Source organism: Bradyrhizobium sp. UFLA06-06 (genome assembly GCF_054820065.1).
The window spans coordinates 161,827-179,499 of sequence record NZ_JADFUD010000011.1 but is presented as its reverse complement, the minus strand read 5'-3'; the positions used below and the strand labels follow the sequence as shown (position 1 = coordinate 179,499).

Below are 17,673 nucleotides of genomic sequence, written 5' to 3'. Positions count from 1 at the left end.
GTGATGTTCGGCCTCTATGCCGCCGGCATCACCAGCGCGCTGACGGTCTCGGCGATCGCGAAATTCTTCCTGTGGCGTGATCACGCGCCGGCGCCGTTCATGCTGGAATTGCCCGATTACAAGATGCCGCGGCTGCGCAGCATCGCGATCGGCGTGTTCACCCGCGCCAAGATGTTCCTGTACCGGGCCGGCACCACGATCCTGTCGATGATGGTGCTGATCTGGTTCCTGGCCTCGTTCCCGCAGGCGCCAGCCGGCGCCGAGGGGCCGGCGATCAACTACAGCTTTGCGGCGATGATCGGCCATGCGCTCGAGCCGCTGCTGCGGCCGATCGGCTTCAACTGGCAGATCGCGGTGGCGCTGATCCCGGGCATGGCGGCGCGCGAGGTCGCGGTGGCGGCGCTCGGCACCGTCTATTCGATCGAGGGCGGCAAGGAGGCGGCGGACCAGATCGGCCAGGTGCTGGCGCAGAAATGGACGCTGGCGACCGCGCTGTCGCTGCTGGTCTGGTACATCTTCGCCCCGCAATGCGCCTCGACGCTCGCGGTGATCCGCCGCGAGACCGGCGGCGCGAAGTGGATGGTGGTGACGTTCATCTACATGCTCGCGCTGGCCTATGTCGCGAGCTTCCTGACCTTCAACCTGGCGCAGGCGCTCGGCCTGCATTGATCGGCAACGCAGTTTCATCATTTCGACTCGAAACTGCGATAGGTGCATGCAGCCAAGCGAAGCAGTAGAGTTGGTCGAGGGCGCATGAAGCGGGCGCCTCCGCGTGTCCCCTGCGAGACCATGCAATGTCGACGTACGGCCTGGAGCGGCTATTTTCGCCTCGAAGCATCGCAATCGTCGGCGGCAGCCCGCGTCAGTCGTCGCTCGGCGCGGCGGTGCTCAGGAACATCAAAGCGAGCGGCTTCACCGGCCGCGTCGGCGTCGTCAATCGGAACTATGCCGACGTCGATGGTGCGCCGACCGTTCCCGACCTGAAGTCGCTGCCATTCGTTCCGGATCTCGTCGTCATCAGCGCACCGGCGGCGGCGGTTCCGGAGATCGTCGCGGAGGCGGCTTCGGCCGGCGTTGCCGGTGCGGCGATCCTGTCGGCCGGTCTTGGCCATGGCGCGGGCTCGCTGGCGGAGACCACGGGGCAGACGGCGCGCCGGCATGGCATGCGGCTGATCGGGCCGAATTGCCTCGGCGTCATGGTGCCGCGTGTGAAGCTCAATGCGAGCTTCGCCTCGCATCAGCCGTCCGACGGGCACGTTGCGCTGATCTCGCAGTCCGGCGCGGTCGCGTCGGCGATGATCGAATGGGCGGCGGAGCGGCGGCTCGGCTTCTCCGGCATCGCGTCGATCGGCGACCAGATCGACGTCGACGTCGCCGACCTCCTCGATTATTTCGCGCTCGACGACCACACCAGCGCGATCCTGATCTATCTCGAAGCCGTCAAGGACGCGCGCAAGTTCATGTCGGCGGCGCGCGCCGCGGCGCGGTTGAAGCCGGTCGTCATCGTCAAGTCGGGACGGATGGCGCAGGGCGCGAAGGCCGCCGCGACCCACACCGGCGCGCTGGCAGGCTCCGATGCGGTCTACGACGCCGCATTCCGCCGCGCCGGCATGCTGCGCGTCTACGACCTGCGCCAGCTGTTCGATTGCGCCGAGCTGCTCGGCCGCGGCTTCATCCCGCGCGGCAACCGGCTCGCGATCCTGACCAATGGCGGCGGGCTCGGCATCCTCGCGACCGACCGGCTGGCCGAGCTCGGCGGCGTTCCCGCAACACTGACGGCGGAGACCATCGAACGGCTCGACAAGGTGCTGCCGCCGGGCTGGTCCTACGCCAATCCGGTCGACATCGCGGGCGATGCCGATGCCGACCGCTACGTGGTGGCGCTCAACGCACTGCTCGATGATGCCAACAGCGACGCGGTGCTGGTCGCGAATGTGGAAACCGCGGTGGCGCCGGCCCAGGGGATCGCCGAGGCGGTGGCGCAATGCGTGCGCGACCGCAGGACGAAGCGGAGTGCGGTAGCGGCATTGGTGCTCGCGGCCTGGGTCGGCGCCGACGAACGCACCGGCGCGATCTTCGAGGCGGCGCGGATTCCGCATTTCCCGACCGAGGACGATGCGGTGCGCGCCTTCATGTATCTGGTGCGCTATCGCGAGGCCTCGACCGCGCTCGCCGCAACCCCGCCCGGCGTCGCATCGGTGTTCACGCCGGAGACGGCGGCGGCGCGGCACGTCGTCGCGAAGGCGCTGTCGGAGGGGCGTGCCTGGCTCGATCCGGCCGAGATCGTCGCGCTGTTCGCGGCCTATCATATTCCGATCGTGACGACGCTCGTCGCCGACAGTGCCGAGGACGCCGCCGCGAAGGCGGCGCCGTTCCTCGAAGAGGGACATGCGATCGTGGTCAGGGTGTTCTCGCGCGACATCCGACACGCCGCCGACGTCGGCGGCGTGATCCTCGACCTGCGTACGAAAGACAGCGTCGTTGAAGCTGCACGGACGGTCATGACGCGGGCACGAAGTGCCCGGCCCGATGCGATCCTGCAGGGCGTGACGATCCAGCCGATGATCGTGCGGCGCGCGGCGCGCGAACTGATCCTCGGCATCGCCGAAGATCCGACCTTCGGTCCGGTGATCGTGTTCGGGCGTGGCGGCCCCGCGGTCGAGGTGATCAACGACAAGGCGCTGGCGCTGCCGCCGCTCGACATGAATCTCGCCCGCGAGCTGATCGGGCGCACCCGCGTCTCGCGGCTGCTCGGCGGCTATGGCGATGTGCCGGCGGTCCCGGCCGATGTGGTGCCGCTTACCCTCGTCAAGCTGGCACAGATGGCGGCCGACATTCCCGAGGTCGCCGAGCTCGACATCAATCCGATGCTGGCGGACGAGAGCGGTGTGCTCGCGCTCGATGCGCGCGTCGCGATCCGAAAACCCACCCGGCTGTTTGCCGGCCACACCCGGCTCGCGGTCCGGCCCTATCCGTCGCAATGGGAAGGCGAGCTTGCGCTGCGCGACGGCTCGCGCGTCACGGTGCGCCCGATGCGGCCGGAGGACGAGCCGATGGTCAGCGAGTTCTTCAAGCGCGTCACCGCCGAAGACCTCAGGCTGCGCTTCTTCCATGCGATGAAGGAATTCTCGCACGCCTTCATCGCGCGCCTGACCCAGCTCGACTATGCGCGGGCGATGGCCTTTGTGGCGCTCGATCCGAATACCGGCGAGATGATGGGTGCAGTCCGGCTGCACTCGGATTCACTGTACGAGAATGCCGAATATGCAATCCTGCTGCAGTCCGATCTCAAGGGCAAAGGGCTCGGCTGGGCGCTGATGCAGCTCCTGATCCACTATGCGCGGTCGGAGGGATTGAAGCGCCTGTCCGGCCAGGTGCTGACCGAGAACACCACGATGATCGGGATGTGCCGCGATCTCGGCTTCACCGTCACGATGGATCCGGACGATCACAGCATCGTCGACGTCGTGCTCGACCTTGATCGATCCGGCGTCGATGCGGTCGGCGCCGATATCCTGATCCGGCCTGCTGCGGCTGGGCGCTGACGACGCGTCAGCCGCGGCCGTGTCGGATCAGATCTGGCGTTCGACCAGCTTGAACTTGAGCTCGGCGATCGCTTCGGAGGGATTGAGGCCCTTCGGGCACGCCTTGGCGCAGTTCATGATGGTATGGCAGCGATAGAGGCGGAACGGATCCTCGAGATTGTCGAGCCGCTCGCCGGTCGCTTCGTCACGGGAGTCGGTGACCCAGCGGTTTGCCTGCAGCAGCGCGGCGGGGCCGAGGAAGCGTTCGCTGTTCCACCAGTAGCTCGGGCAGGAGGTCGAGCAGCAGGCGCAGAGGATGCACTCGTAGAGGCCGTCGAGCTTCTCGCGGTCCTCGTGGCTCTGCCTCCACTCCTTCTGCGGCGTCGGCGTCGTGGTCTTCAGCCACGGCTCGATCGAGGCATACTGGGCGTAGAAATTGGTCAGGTCGGGGACCAGGTCCTTCACCACCGGCTGGTGCGGCAGCGGATTGACCTTCACCGCGCCGCCCGCGCCGACGTCGTGCATCGACTTGGTGCAGGCCAGCGTGTTCTGGCCGTCGATGTTCATTGCGCAGGAGCCGCAGACGCCTTCGCGGCAGGAGCGGCGGAAGGTCAGCGTCGGGTCGATGTGGTTCTTGATCCAGATCAGACCGTCCAGCACCATCGGACCGCAATCGTGGGTGTCGACATAATAGGTGTCGACGCTCGGATTCTTGCCGTCGTCCGGGTTCCAGCGATACACCCGGAATTCGCGCGTCTCGGCGGCACCGGCCGGCTTCGGCCAGGTCTTGCCGCCGGAAATCTTCGAATTCTTCGGAAGTGCGAATTCAACCATGCTTGCTCGCCTTCGTTCTCAGTAGACCCGCGCCTTCGGCGGGATGTACTGCACGTCATTGGTCATCGTGTAGCTGTGCACCGGACGGTACTCGATCGCGGTCTTGCCGGCCGGATCGATCCAGGTCAGCGTGTGCTTCATCCAGTTCTTGTCGTCGCGGTCCGGGAAATCCTCGCGCGCATGCGCGCCGCGGCTTTCGGTGCGGTTGGCCGCCGAATCCATCGTCACGACCGCCTGCACGATCAGATTGTCGAATTCCAGCGTCTCGATCAGGTCGGAATTCCACACCAGCGAGCGGTCCGACACCGAGATGTCGCCGACGCCGCCATAGACCTTGTGGATCAGGTTCTGGCCTTCCTGCAGCACGTCGCCGGTGCGGAACACCGCGCAATTGTTCTGCATCACATGCTGCATGCTGTCGCGCAGCTTCGCGGTCGGCGTGCCGCCGGACGCGTGGCGGAAGTGGTCGAGCCGGCCGAGCGCGAGGTCGGACGAATCCTTCGGCAGCTCCGGCTGCTTGGCGTTCGCGGTCAGCTTGTCGGCAAGGCGCAGCGCCGCGGCGCGGCCGAACACCACGAGATCGATCAGCGAGTTGGAGCCGAGGCGGTTGGCGCCATGCACCGAGACGCAGGCCGCTTCGCCGATCGCCATCAGGCCCGGCACCACCGAATTGTCGTCGCCATTGCGCTTGGTCAGCACCTCGGCGTGATAGTTCGTGGCGATGCCGCCCATGTTGTAGTGCACGGTCGGCACGATCGGGATCGGCTCGCGGGTGACGTCGACATTGGCGAAGATCTTCGCCGATTCGGAGATGCCCGGCAGCCGCTCATGCAGCACCTTCGGATCGAGGTGATCGAGGTGCAGGAAGATGTGGTCCTTCTTCTTGCCGACGCCGCGACCTTCGCGGATCTCGATCGTCATCGCGCGCGAGACGACGTCGCGCGAGGCGAGGTCCTTGGCCGACGGCGCATAGCGCTCCATGAAGCGCTCGCCCTCGGAGTTGACGAGATAGCCGCCTTCGCCGCGGGCGCCTTCGGTGACGAGACAGCCCGAGCCGTAGATGCCGGTCGGGTGGAACTGAACGAATTCCATGTCCTGCAGCGGCAGGCCGGCGCGCAGCACCATGCCGCCGCCGTCGCCGGTGCAGGTGTGCGCCGAGGTGCAGGAGGCATAGGCGCGGCCATAGCCGCCGGTCGCCAGGATCGTGGTCTGGGCGCGGAAGCGGTGCAGCGTGCCGTCGTCGAGCTTGAGTGCGATCACGCCGCGGCAGACGCCCTGATCGTCCATAATCAGGTCGATGGCGAAGAACTCGATGAAGAACTCGGCCGAGTGGCGCAGGGACTGGCCATACATCGTGTGCAGCATGGCGTGACCGGTGCGGTCGGCGGCGGCGCAGGTGCGCTGCGCCTGGCTCTTGCCGAAGTCGATGGTCATGCCGCCGAACGGGCGCTGATAGATCTTGCCGTCCTCGGTGCGCGAGAACGGAACGCCCCAATGCTCGAGCTCGTAGACCGCGTCGGGCGCGTTGCGCACCATGTATTCGATCGCGTCCTGGTCGCCGAGCCAGTCCGACCCCTTCACGGTGTCGTACATGTGCCAGCGCCAGTCGTCCTGATGCATGTTGCCGAGCGAGGCCGAAATGCCGCCCTGCGCCGCCACCGTATGCGAGCGGGTCGGGAACACCTTGGTGATGCATGCGGTGCGCAGCCCGGCTTCCGAGCAGCCGACCACGGCGCGCAGGCCGGCGCCGCCGGCGCCGACCACGACGACGTCGTAGGTATGGTCCTGGATCGGGTAGGCCTTGCCGTTCGTGGCCGGGCCACCGTTGGTGGCCTTGCCGTTTCCTTCACCGGCCATGGATCAAACTCCCGACGACAATTTGAGGATTGCGTAGATCGAGGCCAATGCGACCGCGACGCAGAAGAAGTTGTTCGCCATCACGCTGGCGATCTTCAGCTTCTCGTTGTGGATGTAGTCTTCGATCACGACCTGCATGCCGATCTTCATGTGCCAGGTGCTGGCGATGATGAAGAGCAGCAGGATGATGGCGATCGGGATCGAGCCGAGGATCTGCGCCGCGCCGGCATGGTTGCGGCCGATCAGCGTGATCACCACGACGATCACGGGAACGATCAGCAGCGTCATCGCAACCGCGGTGAGGCGCTGGCGCCAGAAATCGCCCGTACCGGTGTGCGCGGAGCCGAGGCCGCGGACGCGCTCCAGCGGCGTGCGCATCGAAGAGGGGCCGCTCATCGTCCACCTCCCACGGCGTAAGCGATGATCCAGATCAGCACGGTCAGCGCGATGCCGGCGACCAGCGCGCCCCAGGTCAGCGCTTCGCGCTCATTGGCCTTGAAGCCGTAGCCGAGATCCCAGACGAAATGCCGGATGCCGCTGCACAGATGGTGCATCAGCGCCCATGTGTAGCCGAACACGATCAGCTTGCCGATCGCGCTGCCGGTGAAGGCCTGGACGTTGGCGTAAGCCGAGGGGCCGGAGGCGGCGGCGATCAGCCACCAGGCCAGCAGCAGCGTGCCGAAATAGAGCGCCAAACCCGTGGCGCGGTGGACGATGGACAGCGCCATCGTCAGCGTCCACCGATAGGTCTGCAAATGGGGTGAAAGCGGTCGTTCGATCCTGGCGGTCATCGGCGGGCTTTATGTTGTGAGGGACCGCGGCCGGCCCATCGGGGAACGCGGTAGAGGATTTCTATTTACGGACTAGGATCACCCCGCGCAACGGCCAAATAGCCTTCGGTCGAACCGAAGTTCATTGTTAGACTTGCCGAATTCTGGTTGATCCGCAGTGTGGTATACCAGATGCAAGGTCGAGCGAACCAAGTAGTGAATCTAGGTACTCGCGGATCAATGGGCGCGCTCAACCGCCCGCAAACGGGGTCCGCAAGGCATCGATTCTGCCCCACTGTTCCACCAGATAATCGACAAATGCCCTGATCTTAGGCGATGCGAGACGTGACGGCTGAAGCATCAGATGCAGCGGCGTCGGTGCCGGCTCGTGGTCGATCAGCAGGCGCGTCAAGCGACCGTCGGCGAGCTCGGACTGCACTTGCCAGGACGGCACGCGGACGATGCCGGCGCCCTCCCGCGCTGCACTGACCAGCGCGTCGAGGCTATTCATCCAGAGCCGACCGGATATGCGGATTTTGCGACCCGTCTTGCTGCCGTCGGCAAAGCGCCACTCCGCGCTGCCGGGCGAATCGGAAAACACTAGGCAGTCATGCCCGGCAAGATCATCCGGTGTCTGCGGCGCGCCGCGGCGGGCCAGATAGTCGGGCGCTGCGCATGAGATCATCTGGAGATCGGTGAGCTTGCGCGCCACGAGCAGCGAGTCGCGCAAGCGGCCGATGCGTATAGCCAGATGGATATCCTCCTCGACCATGTCCACCGCGCGGTCGATCAACAGCAAGTCGACGGACAGCGCTGGATAGCGGCGCAGAAACTCGACCAGCAAGGGCGCGATCACGAGCCGCCCGATCAAACTCGGCGAGCTGACGCGGATCCGCCCCGATGGCTGATGCGGGTCGCGCGCCAGCGCCGCCTCGATCTCCCTGACCTCGCCGAGGATCGATTTCGCGCGCTCGTAGAGGATGCGTCCGTCGTCGGTCAGCGCGAGCTGGCGGGTGGTACGCAGCAGCAGGCGGGTGCCGAAATGCTCCTCCAGCGCGCTGATCTGCCGGCTCACCGAGGTCAGCGAGCTCGGCAGCGCGCGCGCGGCCGCCGACAGGCTGCCGCTCTCGACCGCGCGAACAAAGGCCGCCATCGCCGCAAGCTGGTCCAAGCTCGATCCTTCCGCATTTCGCAAGAGAGCCTGCTCATTTGCAGCAATACCCCCGTCTTTCAGAAGGGTCTAGCCTGACGGCTCCACGATTTGAGGAGTTCGCCTTGGCCTCAACGTCCATCCCTCCGAATTCGCTCGAGCGGCGCAGACGTGCCGGCCGCGCCGGTGTCGACGATCCGATCCTCCTGCTTGTTTTCTACTGCGTCGGACTGTTAATCGACGTGCTGACGTTGCCGATGCAGGGCGCGACGTCCTCGATCCCTCTCCGCTTTGCCTTGATTGCGGTCGCTGCTCCCGTCGCAGCGTCGGTCGCGCTGTGGTTGGCCGACCGCACCGAGGCGGGCGTCTCATGACGATGCGAAGGACATGATGGCCGGCCTCGATCCCAAGGAATTGCTCGAGCTTGCGCTGCTGCTGATCGCGGTCGGCGCGCTGTCCGGCTTTCTCGCCGGGCTGTTCGGCATCGGCGGCGGCGCGATCTTGGTGCCGGTGTTCTACGAATGCTTTCGCCTCGCCGGCGTGCCGCTCGAAGTGCGGATGCCGCTGTGCATCGGCACCTCGCTCGCGATCATCATCCCGACCTCGCTGAGCTCGTTCCGCGCCCATTATCGCCGCGGCGCGGTCGATATGGAGATCCTGAAGCGCTGGTGGCTGCCGATTGTGATCGGCGTCGCCGCCGGCAGCGTCACCGCGCGCTTCGCGCCGGAGCGGCTGTTCAAGATCGTGTTCGTGCTGGTGGCGTGGTCGGCAGCCGCACGATTGCTGCTGGCGCGCGAGACCTGGAAGTTCGGCGACGATGTGCCGAAGGGCTTTTTGATGCGCGTCTATGGCTTCTTCGTCGGCCTGCTCTCGACACTGATGGGCATCGGCGGCGGCCTGTTTGCCAACCTCTTAATGACCTTCTACGGCCGGCCGATCCATCAGGCGGTTGCGACTTCTTCCGCGCTTGCGGTGCTGATCTCGATTCCCGGCGCGCTGGGCTACGTCTATGCCGGCTGGCCCGCCGCCGCGCGCTTTCCCGACGTCGCCGCGCTGCAACTGCCGTTCGCGCTCGGTTACGTCTCGCTGATCGGTGCGCTGCTGGTGATGCCGACCACGCTCGTCACCGCGCCGCTCGGCGTCAAGGTCGCGCACGCGCTGTCGAAGCGGGCGCTGGAGGTGGCGTTCGGGGCCTATCTCTTCATTGTCGGCGGGCGGTTCGTGATCAGCCTCGCCGGAGGGCACTGATCGGCTCGTCCTTCAGCCGTACTTCGCTGTGACCCCACCGTCGGAGGTCTCCGACACCCTCGATCCGATCGGCGTGGGACAGGAATCGCAAGCGTGCTCCGATCATTTCAGGAGCTATTGGCAATTTCAGTTTCTCGCAGTCTGCCATCGCGATCCCTATAATCCTCGCGACCTTTTGCCATCGCGATGTCAGGGCCGACATGATGACGTCGTCGAGCGCAGCTTCCGTAGCGCCACGGGGGAGACGCACGTCACTCCACTTCAGTTCGGAGCTCGGAGCAGGGAGTTCTTCGTGCAACTCCAGCTTCATCAGGTCGCGAAACTATTCGTAGAGCGGTAGCATCACCTGCCATTCCAGCTCGAGCAGGAGGTCATAAAGCGGGCCATCCAATTCAAGCCGCTCCTGCTTTCCGAGCTCCGCAATCGCGATTCGAGCCTTCTTCATCGCCTCGTGCGCGATGACGAGTTGATCGTTAATCTGGATAGCCTGCTCCCGCTCCATCTACCCCTCACGACGTTCTTGCGGCTTCATCCCTTCGCGTAGATATCCTTATACTTATCGCGCAAAATATTCTTCTGCACCTTGCCCATTGCGTTGCGCGGCAATTCGTCGACGACGAAGACGCGCTTCGGCATCTTGAACTTCGCCAGCCGCCCGTCGAGCGCCTTCAGCACCGAGGCCTCGCTGACATCGGCGCCCTTGCTGCAGACCAAAACGGCGGTGACGCCTTCGCCGAAATCGGCATGCGGCACGCCGATCACGGCTGACTCGATCACGCCGGGCATGGCGTCGATCTCGCTCTCGATCTCCTTCGGGTAGACATTGAAGCCGCCCGAGATCACGAGATCCTTGCCGCGGCCGAGGATGTGGACATAGCCCTTGTCGTCGATCTTGCCGAGATCGCCGGTGATGAAGAAGCCGTCGCCACGGAATTCGGCCTTGGTCTTCTCCGGCATGCGCCAGTAGCCCTGGAACACGTTCGGGCCCTTCACCTCGATCATGCCGATGGTCTCGCGCGCGAGCTCCTTGCCGCTCTCGGGATCGGTGACCCGCACCGAGACGCCGGGCAGCGCGAAGCCGACCGCGCCGGGCACACGGTCGCCGTCATAGGGGTTGCTCGTGTTCATGTTGGTCTCGGTCATGCCGTAGCGCTCGAGCACGGCATGCCCAGTGCGTGCCGACCATTCGCGATGGGTGTCGGCGAGCAGCGGCGCCGAGCCTGAGATGAACAGCCGCATGTGCCTGGTGGCGTCCTTGTTCAGGCCGGGATTCTGCAGCAGGCGGGTATAGAAGGTCGGCACGCCCATCATCACGGTGGCGCGGGCCATCAGCTTGATGATCACATCCGGATCGAACTTCGGCAGGAAGATCATCGAGGCGCGCGCGAACAGCGTCACGTTGCTGGCCACGAACAGGCCGTGGGTGTGATAGATCGGCAGCGCGTGGATCAGCACGTCCTTGTCGGTGAAGCGCCAGTAGTCGACCAGCGAGTACGAGTTCGAGGCCAGATTGTCGTGCGACAGCATCGCGCCCTTGGAGCGGCCGGTGGTGCCCGACGTGTAGAGGATCGCGGCGAGATCGTTATTACCGCGCGGCACCGTGGCGAATTCCGTCGCCGCCTTGTCGGCGGCCTCGGTCAGCGAACCCTTGCCGCTGGCACCGAGCGTCTCGACCTTGGCGCCCACCTTGGCTGCGATCGCCTTGATGCCGTCCTGCTTGGAAGGATCGCAGACCACCAGCGCCGGCTCGGCATCGGTGATGAAGTATTCGAGCTCGTTCAGCGTATAGGCGGTGTTCAGCGGCAGATAGACGCCGCCGGCGCGCACGGTGGCGAGATACAGCACCAGGGCCGAAACCGACTTCTCGGTCTGCGCCGCGACGCGGTCGCCCGGCTTGACGCCGCGCTCAACCAGCACGTTCGCCATCTGGCCTGCGCGCGCGATCAGATCGCCATAGGAGATGCGGCTGCCGTCGAGCTGCTCGATCGCGAGCCGGCCGGGGTCGTCGAGGCCGTCGAACAGGCGGGAAAACAGATTGGCGTTGGTGGTCGTGTTCATGCAAAGATTCCCCGAGGGGCAAGGGCCGGAAGATTTCGGCTGGATTAGCAAAAACGCCCTTCGGAAAGCAACGGAGACAGTTTGCATGACAAACAATGGGAAACGCGTGGCCTGGGTCACCGGCGGCGGCACCGGAATCGGCGAATCCGGGGCGGAATTCCTGGCTGCGGACGGCTGGACGGTGGTGGTCTCCGGCCGCCGCAGGGAAGAGCTCGACCGCGTGGTGGCCGGCATCACGAAAAACGGCGGCAAGGCCGAGGCGATCCCGCTTGATGTCAGCAACAAGGCCGACGTCAACAAGGCCGCCGAGGCGATCGTCGCCAAGCACGGCCGCATCGACCTCCTGGTCAACAGCGCCGGCATCAACGTGCCGAAGCGCAGCTGGGCCGACATGGAACTGGAAGGTTGGGACAAACTGGTCGAGATCAACCTCAACGGCGTGCTCTACTGCATGCGCGCGGTGCTGCCGACGATGCGCAAGCAGAAGGACGGCTGCATCATCAATGTCGCCTCCTGGGCCGGCCGCCACGTCTCGAAGATGCCGGGCCCGGCCTACACCACGACCAAGCACGCGGTGCTGGCGCTGACCCATTCCTTCAACATGGACGAATGCGTCAACGGCCTGCGCGCTTGCTGCCTGTCGCCGGGCGAGGTTGCGACCCCGATCCTGAAGCAGCGGCCGGTGGTGCCGAGCGAAGCCGAGCAGGCCAAGATGCTGCAGCCGGAGGATTGCGGCCGCACTATCGCCTTCGTCGCCAGCATGCCGGCACGGGTCTGCATGAATGAGATCCTGATCAGCCCGACCCACAACCGCGGATTTATTCAGACGCCGGCGAACCGGGATTAGAGTAGCTCTCACAACGGTCGTCCCGGCGAAAGCCGGGACCCATAACCACAGGGTCGGATTGTTGGGCGCGCTGTGGCTCCAGCGACGCCCGATAACGGCCATTCGTGGTTATGGGTCCCGGCTCGCGCTTCGCTTGGCCGGGACGACGGCGTGGATGGTTGTGCGATCTACGTCACTCGATGATCTCGTTCAATTCCTTGCCGGTATGCTCCGGCACGAACAGGAACACGCCGATCGCCATCGCGATCATCAGCACGGGGATGCAGAGGAACGACAGTGCGAACGAGCCGGTATGCTGCTGGAGCGCGATCGAGACGAAGGGGAACAGCACGAAGCCGACGAAATAGGCGATCGCCCAGACCACGCCGTTGGCGGCGCCGCGGATCCGGGTCGGGAAGATCTCCGCGGTCAGCGTCGTGCTCGGGCCCCAGAAGCCGAGGAAGCCGAGACACCAGGCGAGCCCGAACGCCCACAGCAGCACGCGGTCCTCGGAATAGACCCAGAGCGTCATGAAGATCGCGCCCTCGATCAGGGTGATGATGAAGGTGCGGCGGCGGCCGATCTTGTCGATCAGCCAGCCGACCAGACACAAGCCAAGGAAACCGCACAGCCCGTAGAACACGTAGAACAGGCTGTATTCGGCGGTCGACCAGTGCTTCTCGGTCGACAGGTATAGCGGCATCCAGGCGCCGACCGTGCCGTAGATGCAGGTCGAGGCGCAGGCGACGAACAGCGCGACAAGCGTGGCGGGCAGCACGTCGGGCATGAACACCTGGCGGATGCCGACCGACTTGGCCTTGCCGAACCAGGCGCTGTCCTCGGCGCTGACCGTGCCGCCGCGCGCCAGCGTCTCCGAGATGCGCCGCTTGCGGTCCTGCGCGCGCACCCAATAGGGCGATTCCGGGCAGGTGGAGCGGATATAGATCGCGAGCAGCGCGATCACGCCGGGCACCATCACGGCGATGCGCCAGCCGAAATTGGCGGCCACGAGCCCGGTGATCGCACCGGCGAGCGTGGCGCCGAGGCACCAGGCCGAGCGGGTGATGCTGATGACGCGGCCGCGGAGCCGGGCCGGCCAGGTCTCCGCCACCAGCATCGAGCCGAGCGACCATTCGCCGTTCAGTGCGAAGAACAACAGCGAGCGCGCGATCACGAACACCGCGAAGGTCGGCGACATCGCCGCGACCGGCATCAGGAGCGAGAACAGCGCGATATTGACGGCGAGCAGCGTGCGGCGACCGTAGCGGTCGGCGAGCCATGGCCAGAAGTAAAGCCCCGCGATGCCGATCAACAGCGCGATCTGCATGCCGGAGCGGTACTCCGGCAGGCTCAGCGAAAATTCCTTGATCACCATCGGCGAGATCAGCGCGAAGATCACGCCGTCCATGCCGTCGAAGCCCCAGCCGAGCGCGTTGGCGGTGGCGATGTGCCAATGCGTTTTCGTGATCTCGGTTGTGTCCGCAACCGCGCGGTAGTTGGCGTATTGCAGGTGCTTCTGCTCGAGCGGACCGATGTCGATGCTTGCATCGCTCACCGCAGGTGCGGCGTGGCCGTCAGCCGTGATGCTGCTCATGATGCCTCCCCGTGGCCGCTTTCTGCGAAGCCGTGCCGCAACCTCAAGCTGAACCAATCAGCTAGTGGCGGCAAGCAAATTGCTCGCGGCAGCGCACGCGTCCATTCCGCTGAATGGAATGCCTGGCGGGCTGCGCGAGGCGTCGCGCGTACGCAGCGCGCGCCGGCCGGTTTCAACAATCACAAAGAATTATTTCCGGAAACCGTCCGGAAAACCTGCCGTAGCTCGGCCAACGACGACGCATTCATCAATCAGCACGCGCCGTTGTTGCCCCTTCAACGCCGGCGAAGCCTCGCCGGTCGGCCTACTCATCGGGAGACGAAACCATGTCGAAGCGTATTGCCTATCTCACCGCCGCCGCCTTCAGCGCGCTCGCAATCACGGCCACTGTCGTGGCGCCGGTCCGCGCCGAGGAAAAGACCGTGATGGTCGGTGGCGCCGCGATGTTCCCGTCGAAGAACATCGTGCAGAACGCCGTCAATTCGAAGGATCACACCACGCTCGTCGCCGCGGTGAAGGCCGCGGGCCTGGTCAGCACGCTGGAAAGCAAGGGCCCGTTCACCGTGTTCGCGCCGACCAATGCCGCGTTCGGCAAGCTGCCGACCGGAACCGTCGACAACCTGGTCAAGCCCGAGAACAAGGCGACGCTGACCAAGATCCTCACCTACCATGTGGTGCCGGGCAAGCTCGAGGCCTCCGACCTCACCGACGGCAAGAAGCTGAAGACCGCCGAGGGCGAGGAACTGACCGTGAAGAAGCAGGACGGCAAGGTCTGGATCGTCGACGCCAAGGGCGGCAGCTCGATGGTGACGATCTCGAACGTCAACCAGTCGAACGGCGTCATCCATGTGGTCGACACCGTGCTGATGCCGGCGACGTAACACCTGGCGGCCTGATTTAGTCCCTCAAAGGACCGGCGACATAGCGAGCCGGCGCCTCGCCCCGGCTCGCATTTTTGTGACTATATCAAGTGGCGTATATCAAACTGATGGTGCGCGACCCCGTAACGGAACGCCGGTTCCGGGCGTATAATCCGGTAACGACCACGAGCAGAGACATCCCATGACGAGCCTTGCCGTCAGCGACCACCAGGCAGAGACCGCGGCGCCCGCGAAGGCGATCCAGCCGGTCTGGGTGCGCATGGTGCACTGGATCAACGCCTTCGCGATGATCCTGATGATCATGTCCGGCTGGCAGATCTACAACGCCTCGCCGCTGTTTGGCTTCACCTTCTCGCGGAGCATCACGCTCGGCGGCTGGCTCGGGGGTGCGCTGCTCTGGCACTTCGCGGCGATGTGGCTGTTGATGGTCAACGGCCTGGTCTATCTGGCGCTGGGTTTTGCCACCGGCCGCTTTCGCAAGAAGCTGCTGCCGATCACCCCTGGCGGCGTGATTGCCGACACCAAGGCGGCGCTGACCTTCAAGCTGTCGCATGACGATCTCAGCAAATACAATTCCGTGCAGAAATTGCTCTATGCCGGCATCATCATCGTCGGCGTCGTCATCGTGCTGTCCGGCCTGTCGATGTGGAAGCCGGTGCAGTTGCACTGGCTGGTGTCGCTGTTCGGCGGCTACGATTTCGCCCGCTATATTCACTTCACCTGCATGGCGCTGATCGTCGCCTTCCTGGTGATCCATGTCGCGCTCGCGCTGCTGGTGCCGAAGAGCCTGCGCGCCATGATCATCGGACGCTAGGGAGGTAGTCATGGGTCGTCTCCGCAAGCTCCTGATCCCCGGTGTCGACAAGAAGCTGCTCGTGCGCGATGCGGTGAAGACGATGCCGGAGCTGACGCGCCGCCGCTTCATCACGGCGGGCACCAGCCTCGGCGCGCTGACGCTGCTCACCGGCTGCGACGTGGTCGATTCGTCGTCGGCCGAGGAAATGCTGAAGCAGGTCTCGAAGTTCAACGACGCGGTGCAGGCCTGGATGTTCAATCCGGATGCGCTGGCGCCGACCTTTCCCGAGAGCATGATCACCAAGCCGTTCCCGTTCAACGCCTATTACGATCTCGACGACGCACCTGAGATTGCGGCAGCGGACTGGAAGCTCGAGGTGCGCGGGCTGGTCGACAACAAGAAGTCGTGGACGCTCGACGAATTGTACAAGCTGCCGCAGGTCAAGCAGGTGACGCGGCATATCTGCGTCGAGGGCTGGAGCGCGATCGGCAGCTGGACCGGCACGCCCTTGCGCGATTTCCTCAAGCTGGTCGGCGCCGACACCCGCGCCAAATATGTCTGGTTCCAGTGCGCCGACAAGGACGGCTACAACTCGCCGCTCGACATGCGCTCGGCGCTGCACCCGCAGACCCAGATGACGTTCAAATTCGCCGACGAGGTCCTGCCGCGCGCCTACGGCTTTCCGATGAAAATCCGGGTCCCGACCAAGCTCGGCTTCAAGAACCCGAAATACGTGCTCTCGATGGAAGTCACCAACGACTACAAGGGCGGCTACTGGGAAGACCAAGGCTACAATTCGTTCAGCGGGAGCTGACGCGAAGCGTCATTCCGGGATGGTCCGAAGGACCAGACCCGGAATCTCGAGATTCCGGGTTCGATGCTATTGCATCGCCCCGGAATGACTCAGGGAGTCACCTTCCTTTGAAACGCCGACAGCAGCGCGCCGAGCGCGAGCATCGCGGCCGAGACGTTCAACGCGAATGACAGGCTGCCGACCGCGTCGGTGATGGCGCCGACCACGATCGGTCCGAGCGTCTGGCCGATGCCGAAGGCGATGGTCATCGCCGCGATCGCGGTCGGCCAGGACTGCGGCGGGTAGTTGAAGCGCACGAAGGCGGTGGTCGAGCCAACCACGGCGAAGAAGGCGACGCCGAACACCAGCGCCGAGATCGCAAGCAGCAGCGGCGAATGCCCGAAGATCGGCAGGCTGGCGCCGAGCGCGTTGACGCCGAGGATGATGGTGGTGGCGAGCCCGCCGCGGTCGAGCGCCAGCACCCGCCCCCAGACCCAGGGCGTGACGAATGCGCTGACGCCGATCAGGCTCCAGAACGCGCTCTGTGCAGCCGCGCCGCCGCCGCCGTCGCGGACATAGGCGATCATGAAGGTCATGTAGGCGATGTAGCCGGCACCGAACAGGAAATAGGCGGCGAGGTAGATCAGGACCGGCATCACGGCGAATTGGGTCCGCACGATGCCGCCGGCGGCGGCGTTGGCGTGGAGCGGCGCCAGCATCAGCGGCACGGTCATGATCGCGGAAAGCAGCGTCATCGCCCACCACACGATCCACCACGAGCCGGCGCCAAAACCCTGCAGCACGAAGGGCGCGATCAATCCGGATGCGAGGATGCCGACGCCCGGCCCGGCATAGAACAGGCTGAGCAGGAAGTTCGCGCGTTCCGGTCGCGATTGCGCGATCGTCGCCGCGAGCGCGCCGCCGCCGACGAAGCCGATCGCGGCGGCGAAGCCCACCAGCAGGCGGGCAAAACTCAGCACCACGAAATTGCCCGAGAGGGCGCAAAGCGCCAGCGACAGCGCGCAGGCCAGCGTCGACCAGCGTACCGATGCGGCAAGCCCGAAGCGTTCAATCAGACGCGAGGCGAGCAGCGCGCCGGCCAGATAGCCGGCGGCATTGATCGTGTTCATGAAGCCGGCGGCCGAATAGGACCAGGCCAGCGAGTCGCGCATGTCGGGCAGCACCAGCGAATAGGCAAACCGGCCGATGCCGAGACCGACCGTCGGTGCGAGCGACAGAATAAGGATCAGCCGCGCGGGATGCGGGTAGGACGGGGCGGGGGCTCTCACAATTCACTCCGGCAATGCCCGCATTGTGACAGGCCGCGGCGGCGCTGCCCAGC

Annotated in this window: 18 protein-coding genes; 8 read left to right on the top strand and 10 right to left on the bottom strand. The window is 65.2% G+C overall.

Annotation, left to right across the window (positions count from 1 at the left end; genetic code table 11):
• Both IF803_RS12795 and IF803_RS12790 read left to right on the top strand, forming a co-directional pair.
• The coding region (locus IF803_RS12795; RefSeq protein WP_461192357.1) for a nucleoside recognition domain-containing protein at positions 1-669 on the top strand (669 nt) is incomplete at its 5' end.
• 125 nt (positions 670-794) lie between these two features.
• Positions 795-3,545 (top strand): bifunctional acetate--CoA ligase family protein/GNAT family N-acetyltransferase, encoded by a 2,751-nt coding sequence (locus tag IF803_RS12790; protein ID WP_461192356.1) that lies wholly within the window; start codon positions 795-797, stop codon positions 3,543-3,545.
• A 27-nt stretch (positions 3,546-3,572) separates the two neighbouring features.
• On the opposite strand, the gene IF803_RS12785 is transcribed toward IF803_RS12790, so the two are convergent.
• The 5 genes from IF803_RS12785 to IF803_RS12765 all read right to left on the bottom strand — a co-directional run bounded on the left by IF803_RS12785 (position 3,573) and on the right by IF803_RS12765 (position 8,138).
• Positions 3,573-4,358: a succinate dehydrogenase iron-sulfur subunit gene (locus IF803_RS12785; protein WP_028340870.1), complete on the bottom strand. Its 786-nt coding sequence runs from the start codon at positions 4,356-4,358 to the stop codon at positions 3,573-3,575.
• Positions 4,359-4,376: 18 nt separating this feature from the next.
• On the bottom strand, positions 4,377-6,215 hold the full coding sequence (gene sdhA, locus IF803_RS12780) for a succinate dehydrogenase flavoprotein subunit (protein ID WP_038387244.1): 1,839 nt from the start codon (positions 6,213-6,215) through the stop codon (positions 4,377-4,379).
• Positions 6,216-6,218: 3 nt separating this feature from the next.
• Positions 6,219-6,593, bottom strand: a complete 375-nt coding sequence (gene sdhD / locus IF803_RS12775; RefSeq protein ID WP_085964893.1) for a succinate dehydrogenase, hydrophobic membrane anchor protein — start codon at positions 6,591-6,593, stop codon at positions 6,219-6,221.
• 14 nt (positions 6,594-6,607) lie between these two features.
• The gene (sdhC, locus tag IF803_RS12770) at positions 6,608-7,006 is read right to left on the bottom strand and encodes a succinate dehydrogenase, cytochrome b556 subunit (protein ID WP_028340868.1); all 399 of its coding nucleotides are present in this window, start codon (positions 7,004-7,006) and stop codon (positions 6,608-6,610) included.
• A 229-nt stretch (positions 7,007-7,235) separates the two neighbouring features.
• Positions 7,236-8,138: a LysR family transcriptional regulator gene (locus IF803_RS12765; RefSeq protein ID WP_461192361.1), complete on the bottom strand. Its 903-nt coding sequence runs from the start codon at positions 8,136-8,138 to the stop codon at positions 7,236-7,238.
• Positions 8,139-8,260: 122 nt separating this feature from the next.
• Between IF803_RS12765 and IF803_RS12760 the strand changes: the two genes are divergently transcribed.
• Both IF803_RS12760 and IF803_RS12755 read left to right on the top strand, forming a co-directional pair.
• Positions 8,261-8,509, top strand: coding sequence for a hypothetical protein (locus tag IF803_RS12760; protein ID WP_461192355.1), 249 nt, complete (start codon positions 8,261-8,263; stop codon positions 8,507-8,509).
• Between the two features lie 13 nt (positions 8,510-8,522).
• The gene (locus tag IF803_RS12755; protein ID WP_461192354.1) at positions 8,523-9,383 is read left to right on the top strand and encodes a sulfite exporter TauE/SafE family protein; all 861 of its coding nucleotides are present in this window, start codon (positions 8,523-8,525) and stop codon (positions 9,381-9,383) included.
• Here IF803_RS12755 and IF803_RS12750 read toward each other — a convergent pair.
• Genes IF803_RS12750 through IF803_RS12740 form a run of 3 tightly spaced genes read right to left on the bottom strand, consistent with a single transcriptional unit; the run spans position 9,361 to position 11,441 of the window.
• On the bottom strand, positions 9,361-9,693 hold the full coding sequence (locus IF803_RS12750) for a DUF3658 domain-containing protein (protein WP_461192353.1): 333 nt from the start codon (positions 9,691-9,693) through the stop codon (positions 9,361-9,363). The genes IF803_RS12755 and IF803_RS12750 overlap by 23 nt on opposite strands.
• 12 nt (positions 9,694-9,705) lie before the next feature.
• A complete protein-coding gene (locus tag IF803_RS12745) occupies positions 9,706-9,885 on the bottom strand; it encodes a hypothetical protein (RefSeq protein ID WP_461192352.1) in 180 nt (59 codons plus the stop codon).
• 26 nt (positions 9,886-9,911) lie between these two features.
• A complete protein-coding gene (locus tag IF803_RS12740; RefSeq protein ID WP_461192351.1) occupies positions 9,912-11,441 on the bottom strand; it encodes a malonate--CoA ligase in 1,530 nt (509 codons plus the stop codon).
• Between the two features lie 85 nt (positions 11,442-11,526).
• Between IF803_RS12740 and IF803_RS12735 the strand changes: the two genes are divergently transcribed.
• Positions 11,527-12,288 carry an SDR family oxidoreductase gene (locus IF803_RS12735; protein WP_461192350.1) on the top strand — a complete coding sequence of 254 codons (762 nt, stop codon included), beginning with the start codon at positions 11,527-11,529 and terminating at the stop codon, positions 12,286-12,288.
• Positions 12,289-12,460: 172 nt separating this feature from the next.
• Here the strand turns inward: IF803_RS12735 and IF803_RS12730 are convergent, their stop codons facing one another.
• Complete coding sequence (locus tag IF803_RS12730; RefSeq protein ID WP_461192349.1) at positions 12,461-13,861, bottom strand: MFS transporter; 1,401 nt, start codon at positions 13,859-13,861, stop codon at positions 12,461-12,463.
• A gap of 326 nt (positions 13,862-14,187) precedes the next feature.
• On the opposite strand from IF803_RS12730, the gene IF803_RS12725 reads away from it, so the two are divergent.
• The 3 genes from IF803_RS12725 to IF803_RS12715 all read left to right on the top strand — a co-directional run bounded on the left by IF803_RS12725 (position 14,188) and on the right by IF803_RS12715 (position 16,352).
• Positions 14,188-14,742: a fasciclin domain-containing protein gene (locus tag IF803_RS12725; RefSeq protein ID WP_304498088.1), complete on the top strand. Its 555-nt coding sequence runs from the start codon at positions 14,188-14,190 to the stop codon at positions 14,740-14,742.
• A 181-nt stretch (positions 14,743-14,923) separates the two neighbouring features.
• Positions 14,924-15,556 (top strand): cytochrome b/b6 domain-containing protein, encoded by a 633-nt coding sequence (locus IF803_RS12720; RefSeq protein ID WP_461192348.1) that lies wholly within the window; start codon positions 14,924-14,926, stop codon positions 15,554-15,556.
• A gap of 10 nt (positions 15,557-15,566) precedes the next feature.
• Positions 15,567-16,352 carry a molybdopterin-binding protein gene (locus IF803_RS12715; protein WP_461192347.1) on the top strand — a complete coding sequence of 262 codons (786 nt, stop codon included), beginning with the start codon at positions 15,567-15,569 and terminating at the stop codon, positions 16,350-16,352.
• An 89-nt stretch (positions 16,353-16,441) separates the two neighbouring features.
• On the opposite strand, the gene IF803_RS12710 is transcribed toward IF803_RS12715, so the two are convergent.
• Positions 16,442-17,620 carry a YbfB/YjiJ family MFS transporter gene (locus IF803_RS12710; protein ID WP_461192346.1) on the bottom strand — a complete coding sequence of 393 codons (1,179 nt, stop codon included), beginning with the start codon at positions 17,618-17,620 and terminating at the stop codon, positions 16,442-16,444.
• Between the last annotated feature and the right edge of the window lie 53 nt (positions 17,621-17,673).

What these genes read in the sequence shown, in the direction of transcription:
- IF803_RS12790 (WP_461192356.1), top strand. Translation starts at nt 795, where the DNA reads ATGTCGACGTACGGCCTGGAGCGGCTATTTTCGCCTCGAAGCATCGCA.
- IF803_RS12785 (WP_028340870.1), bottom strand. Translation starts at nt 4,358, where the DNA reads ATGGTTGAATTCGCACTTCCGAAGAATTCGAAGATTTCCGGCGGCAAG.
- sdhA (WP_038387244.1), bottom strand. Translation starts at nt 6,215, where the DNA reads ATGGCCGGTGAAGGAAACGGCAAGGCCACCAACGGTGGCCCGGCCACG.
- sdhD (WP_085964893.1), bottom strand. Translation starts at nt 6,593, where the DNA reads ATGCGCACGCCGCTGGAGCGCGTCCGCGGCCTCGGCTCCGCGCACACC.
- sdhC (WP_028340868.1), bottom strand. Translation starts at nt 7,006, where the DNA reads ATGACCGCCAGGATCGAACGACCGCTTTCACCCCATTTGCAGACCTAT.
- IF803_RS12765 (WP_461192361.1), bottom strand. Translation starts at nt 8,138, where the DNA reads ATGGCGGCCTTTGTTCGCGCGGTCGAGAGCGGCAGCCTGTCGGCGGCC.
- IF803_RS12755 (WP_461192354.1), top strand. Translation starts at nt 8,523, where the DNA reads ATGATGGCCGGCCTCGATCCCAAGGAATTGCTCGAGCTTGCGCTGCTG.
- IF803_RS12750 (WP_461192353.1), bottom strand. Translation starts at nt 9,693, where the DNA reads ATGAAGCTGGAGTTGCACGAAGAACTCCCTGCTCCGAGCTCCGAACTG.
- IF803_RS12745 (WP_461192352.1), bottom strand. Translation starts at nt 9,885, where the DNA reads ATGGAGCGGGAGCAGGCTATCCAGATTAACGATCAACTCGTCATCGCG.
- IF803_RS12740 (WP_461192351.1), bottom strand. Translation starts at nt 11,441, where the DNA reads ATGAACACGACCACCAACGCCAATCTGTTTTCCCGCCTGTTCGACGGC.
- IF803_RS12735 (WP_461192350.1), top strand. Translation starts at nt 11,527, where the DNA reads ATGACAAACAATGGGAAACGCGTGGCCTGGGTCACCGGCGGCGGCACC.
- IF803_RS12730 (WP_461192349.1), bottom strand. Translation starts at nt 13,861, where the DNA reads ATGAGCAGCATCACGGCTGACGGCCACGCCGCACCTGCGGTGAGCGAT.
- IF803_RS12725 (WP_304498088.1), top strand. Translation starts at nt 14,188, where the DNA reads ATGTCGAAGCGTATTGCCTATCTCACCGCCGCCGCCTTCAGCGCGCTC.
- IF803_RS12720 (WP_461192348.1), top strand. Translation starts at nt 14,924, where the DNA reads ATGACGAGCCTTGCCGTCAGCGACCACCAGGCAGAGACCGCGGCGCCC.
- IF803_RS12715 (WP_461192347.1), top strand. Translation starts at nt 15,567, where the DNA reads ATGGGTCGTCTCCGCAAGCTCCTGATCCCCGGTGTCGACAAGAAGCTG.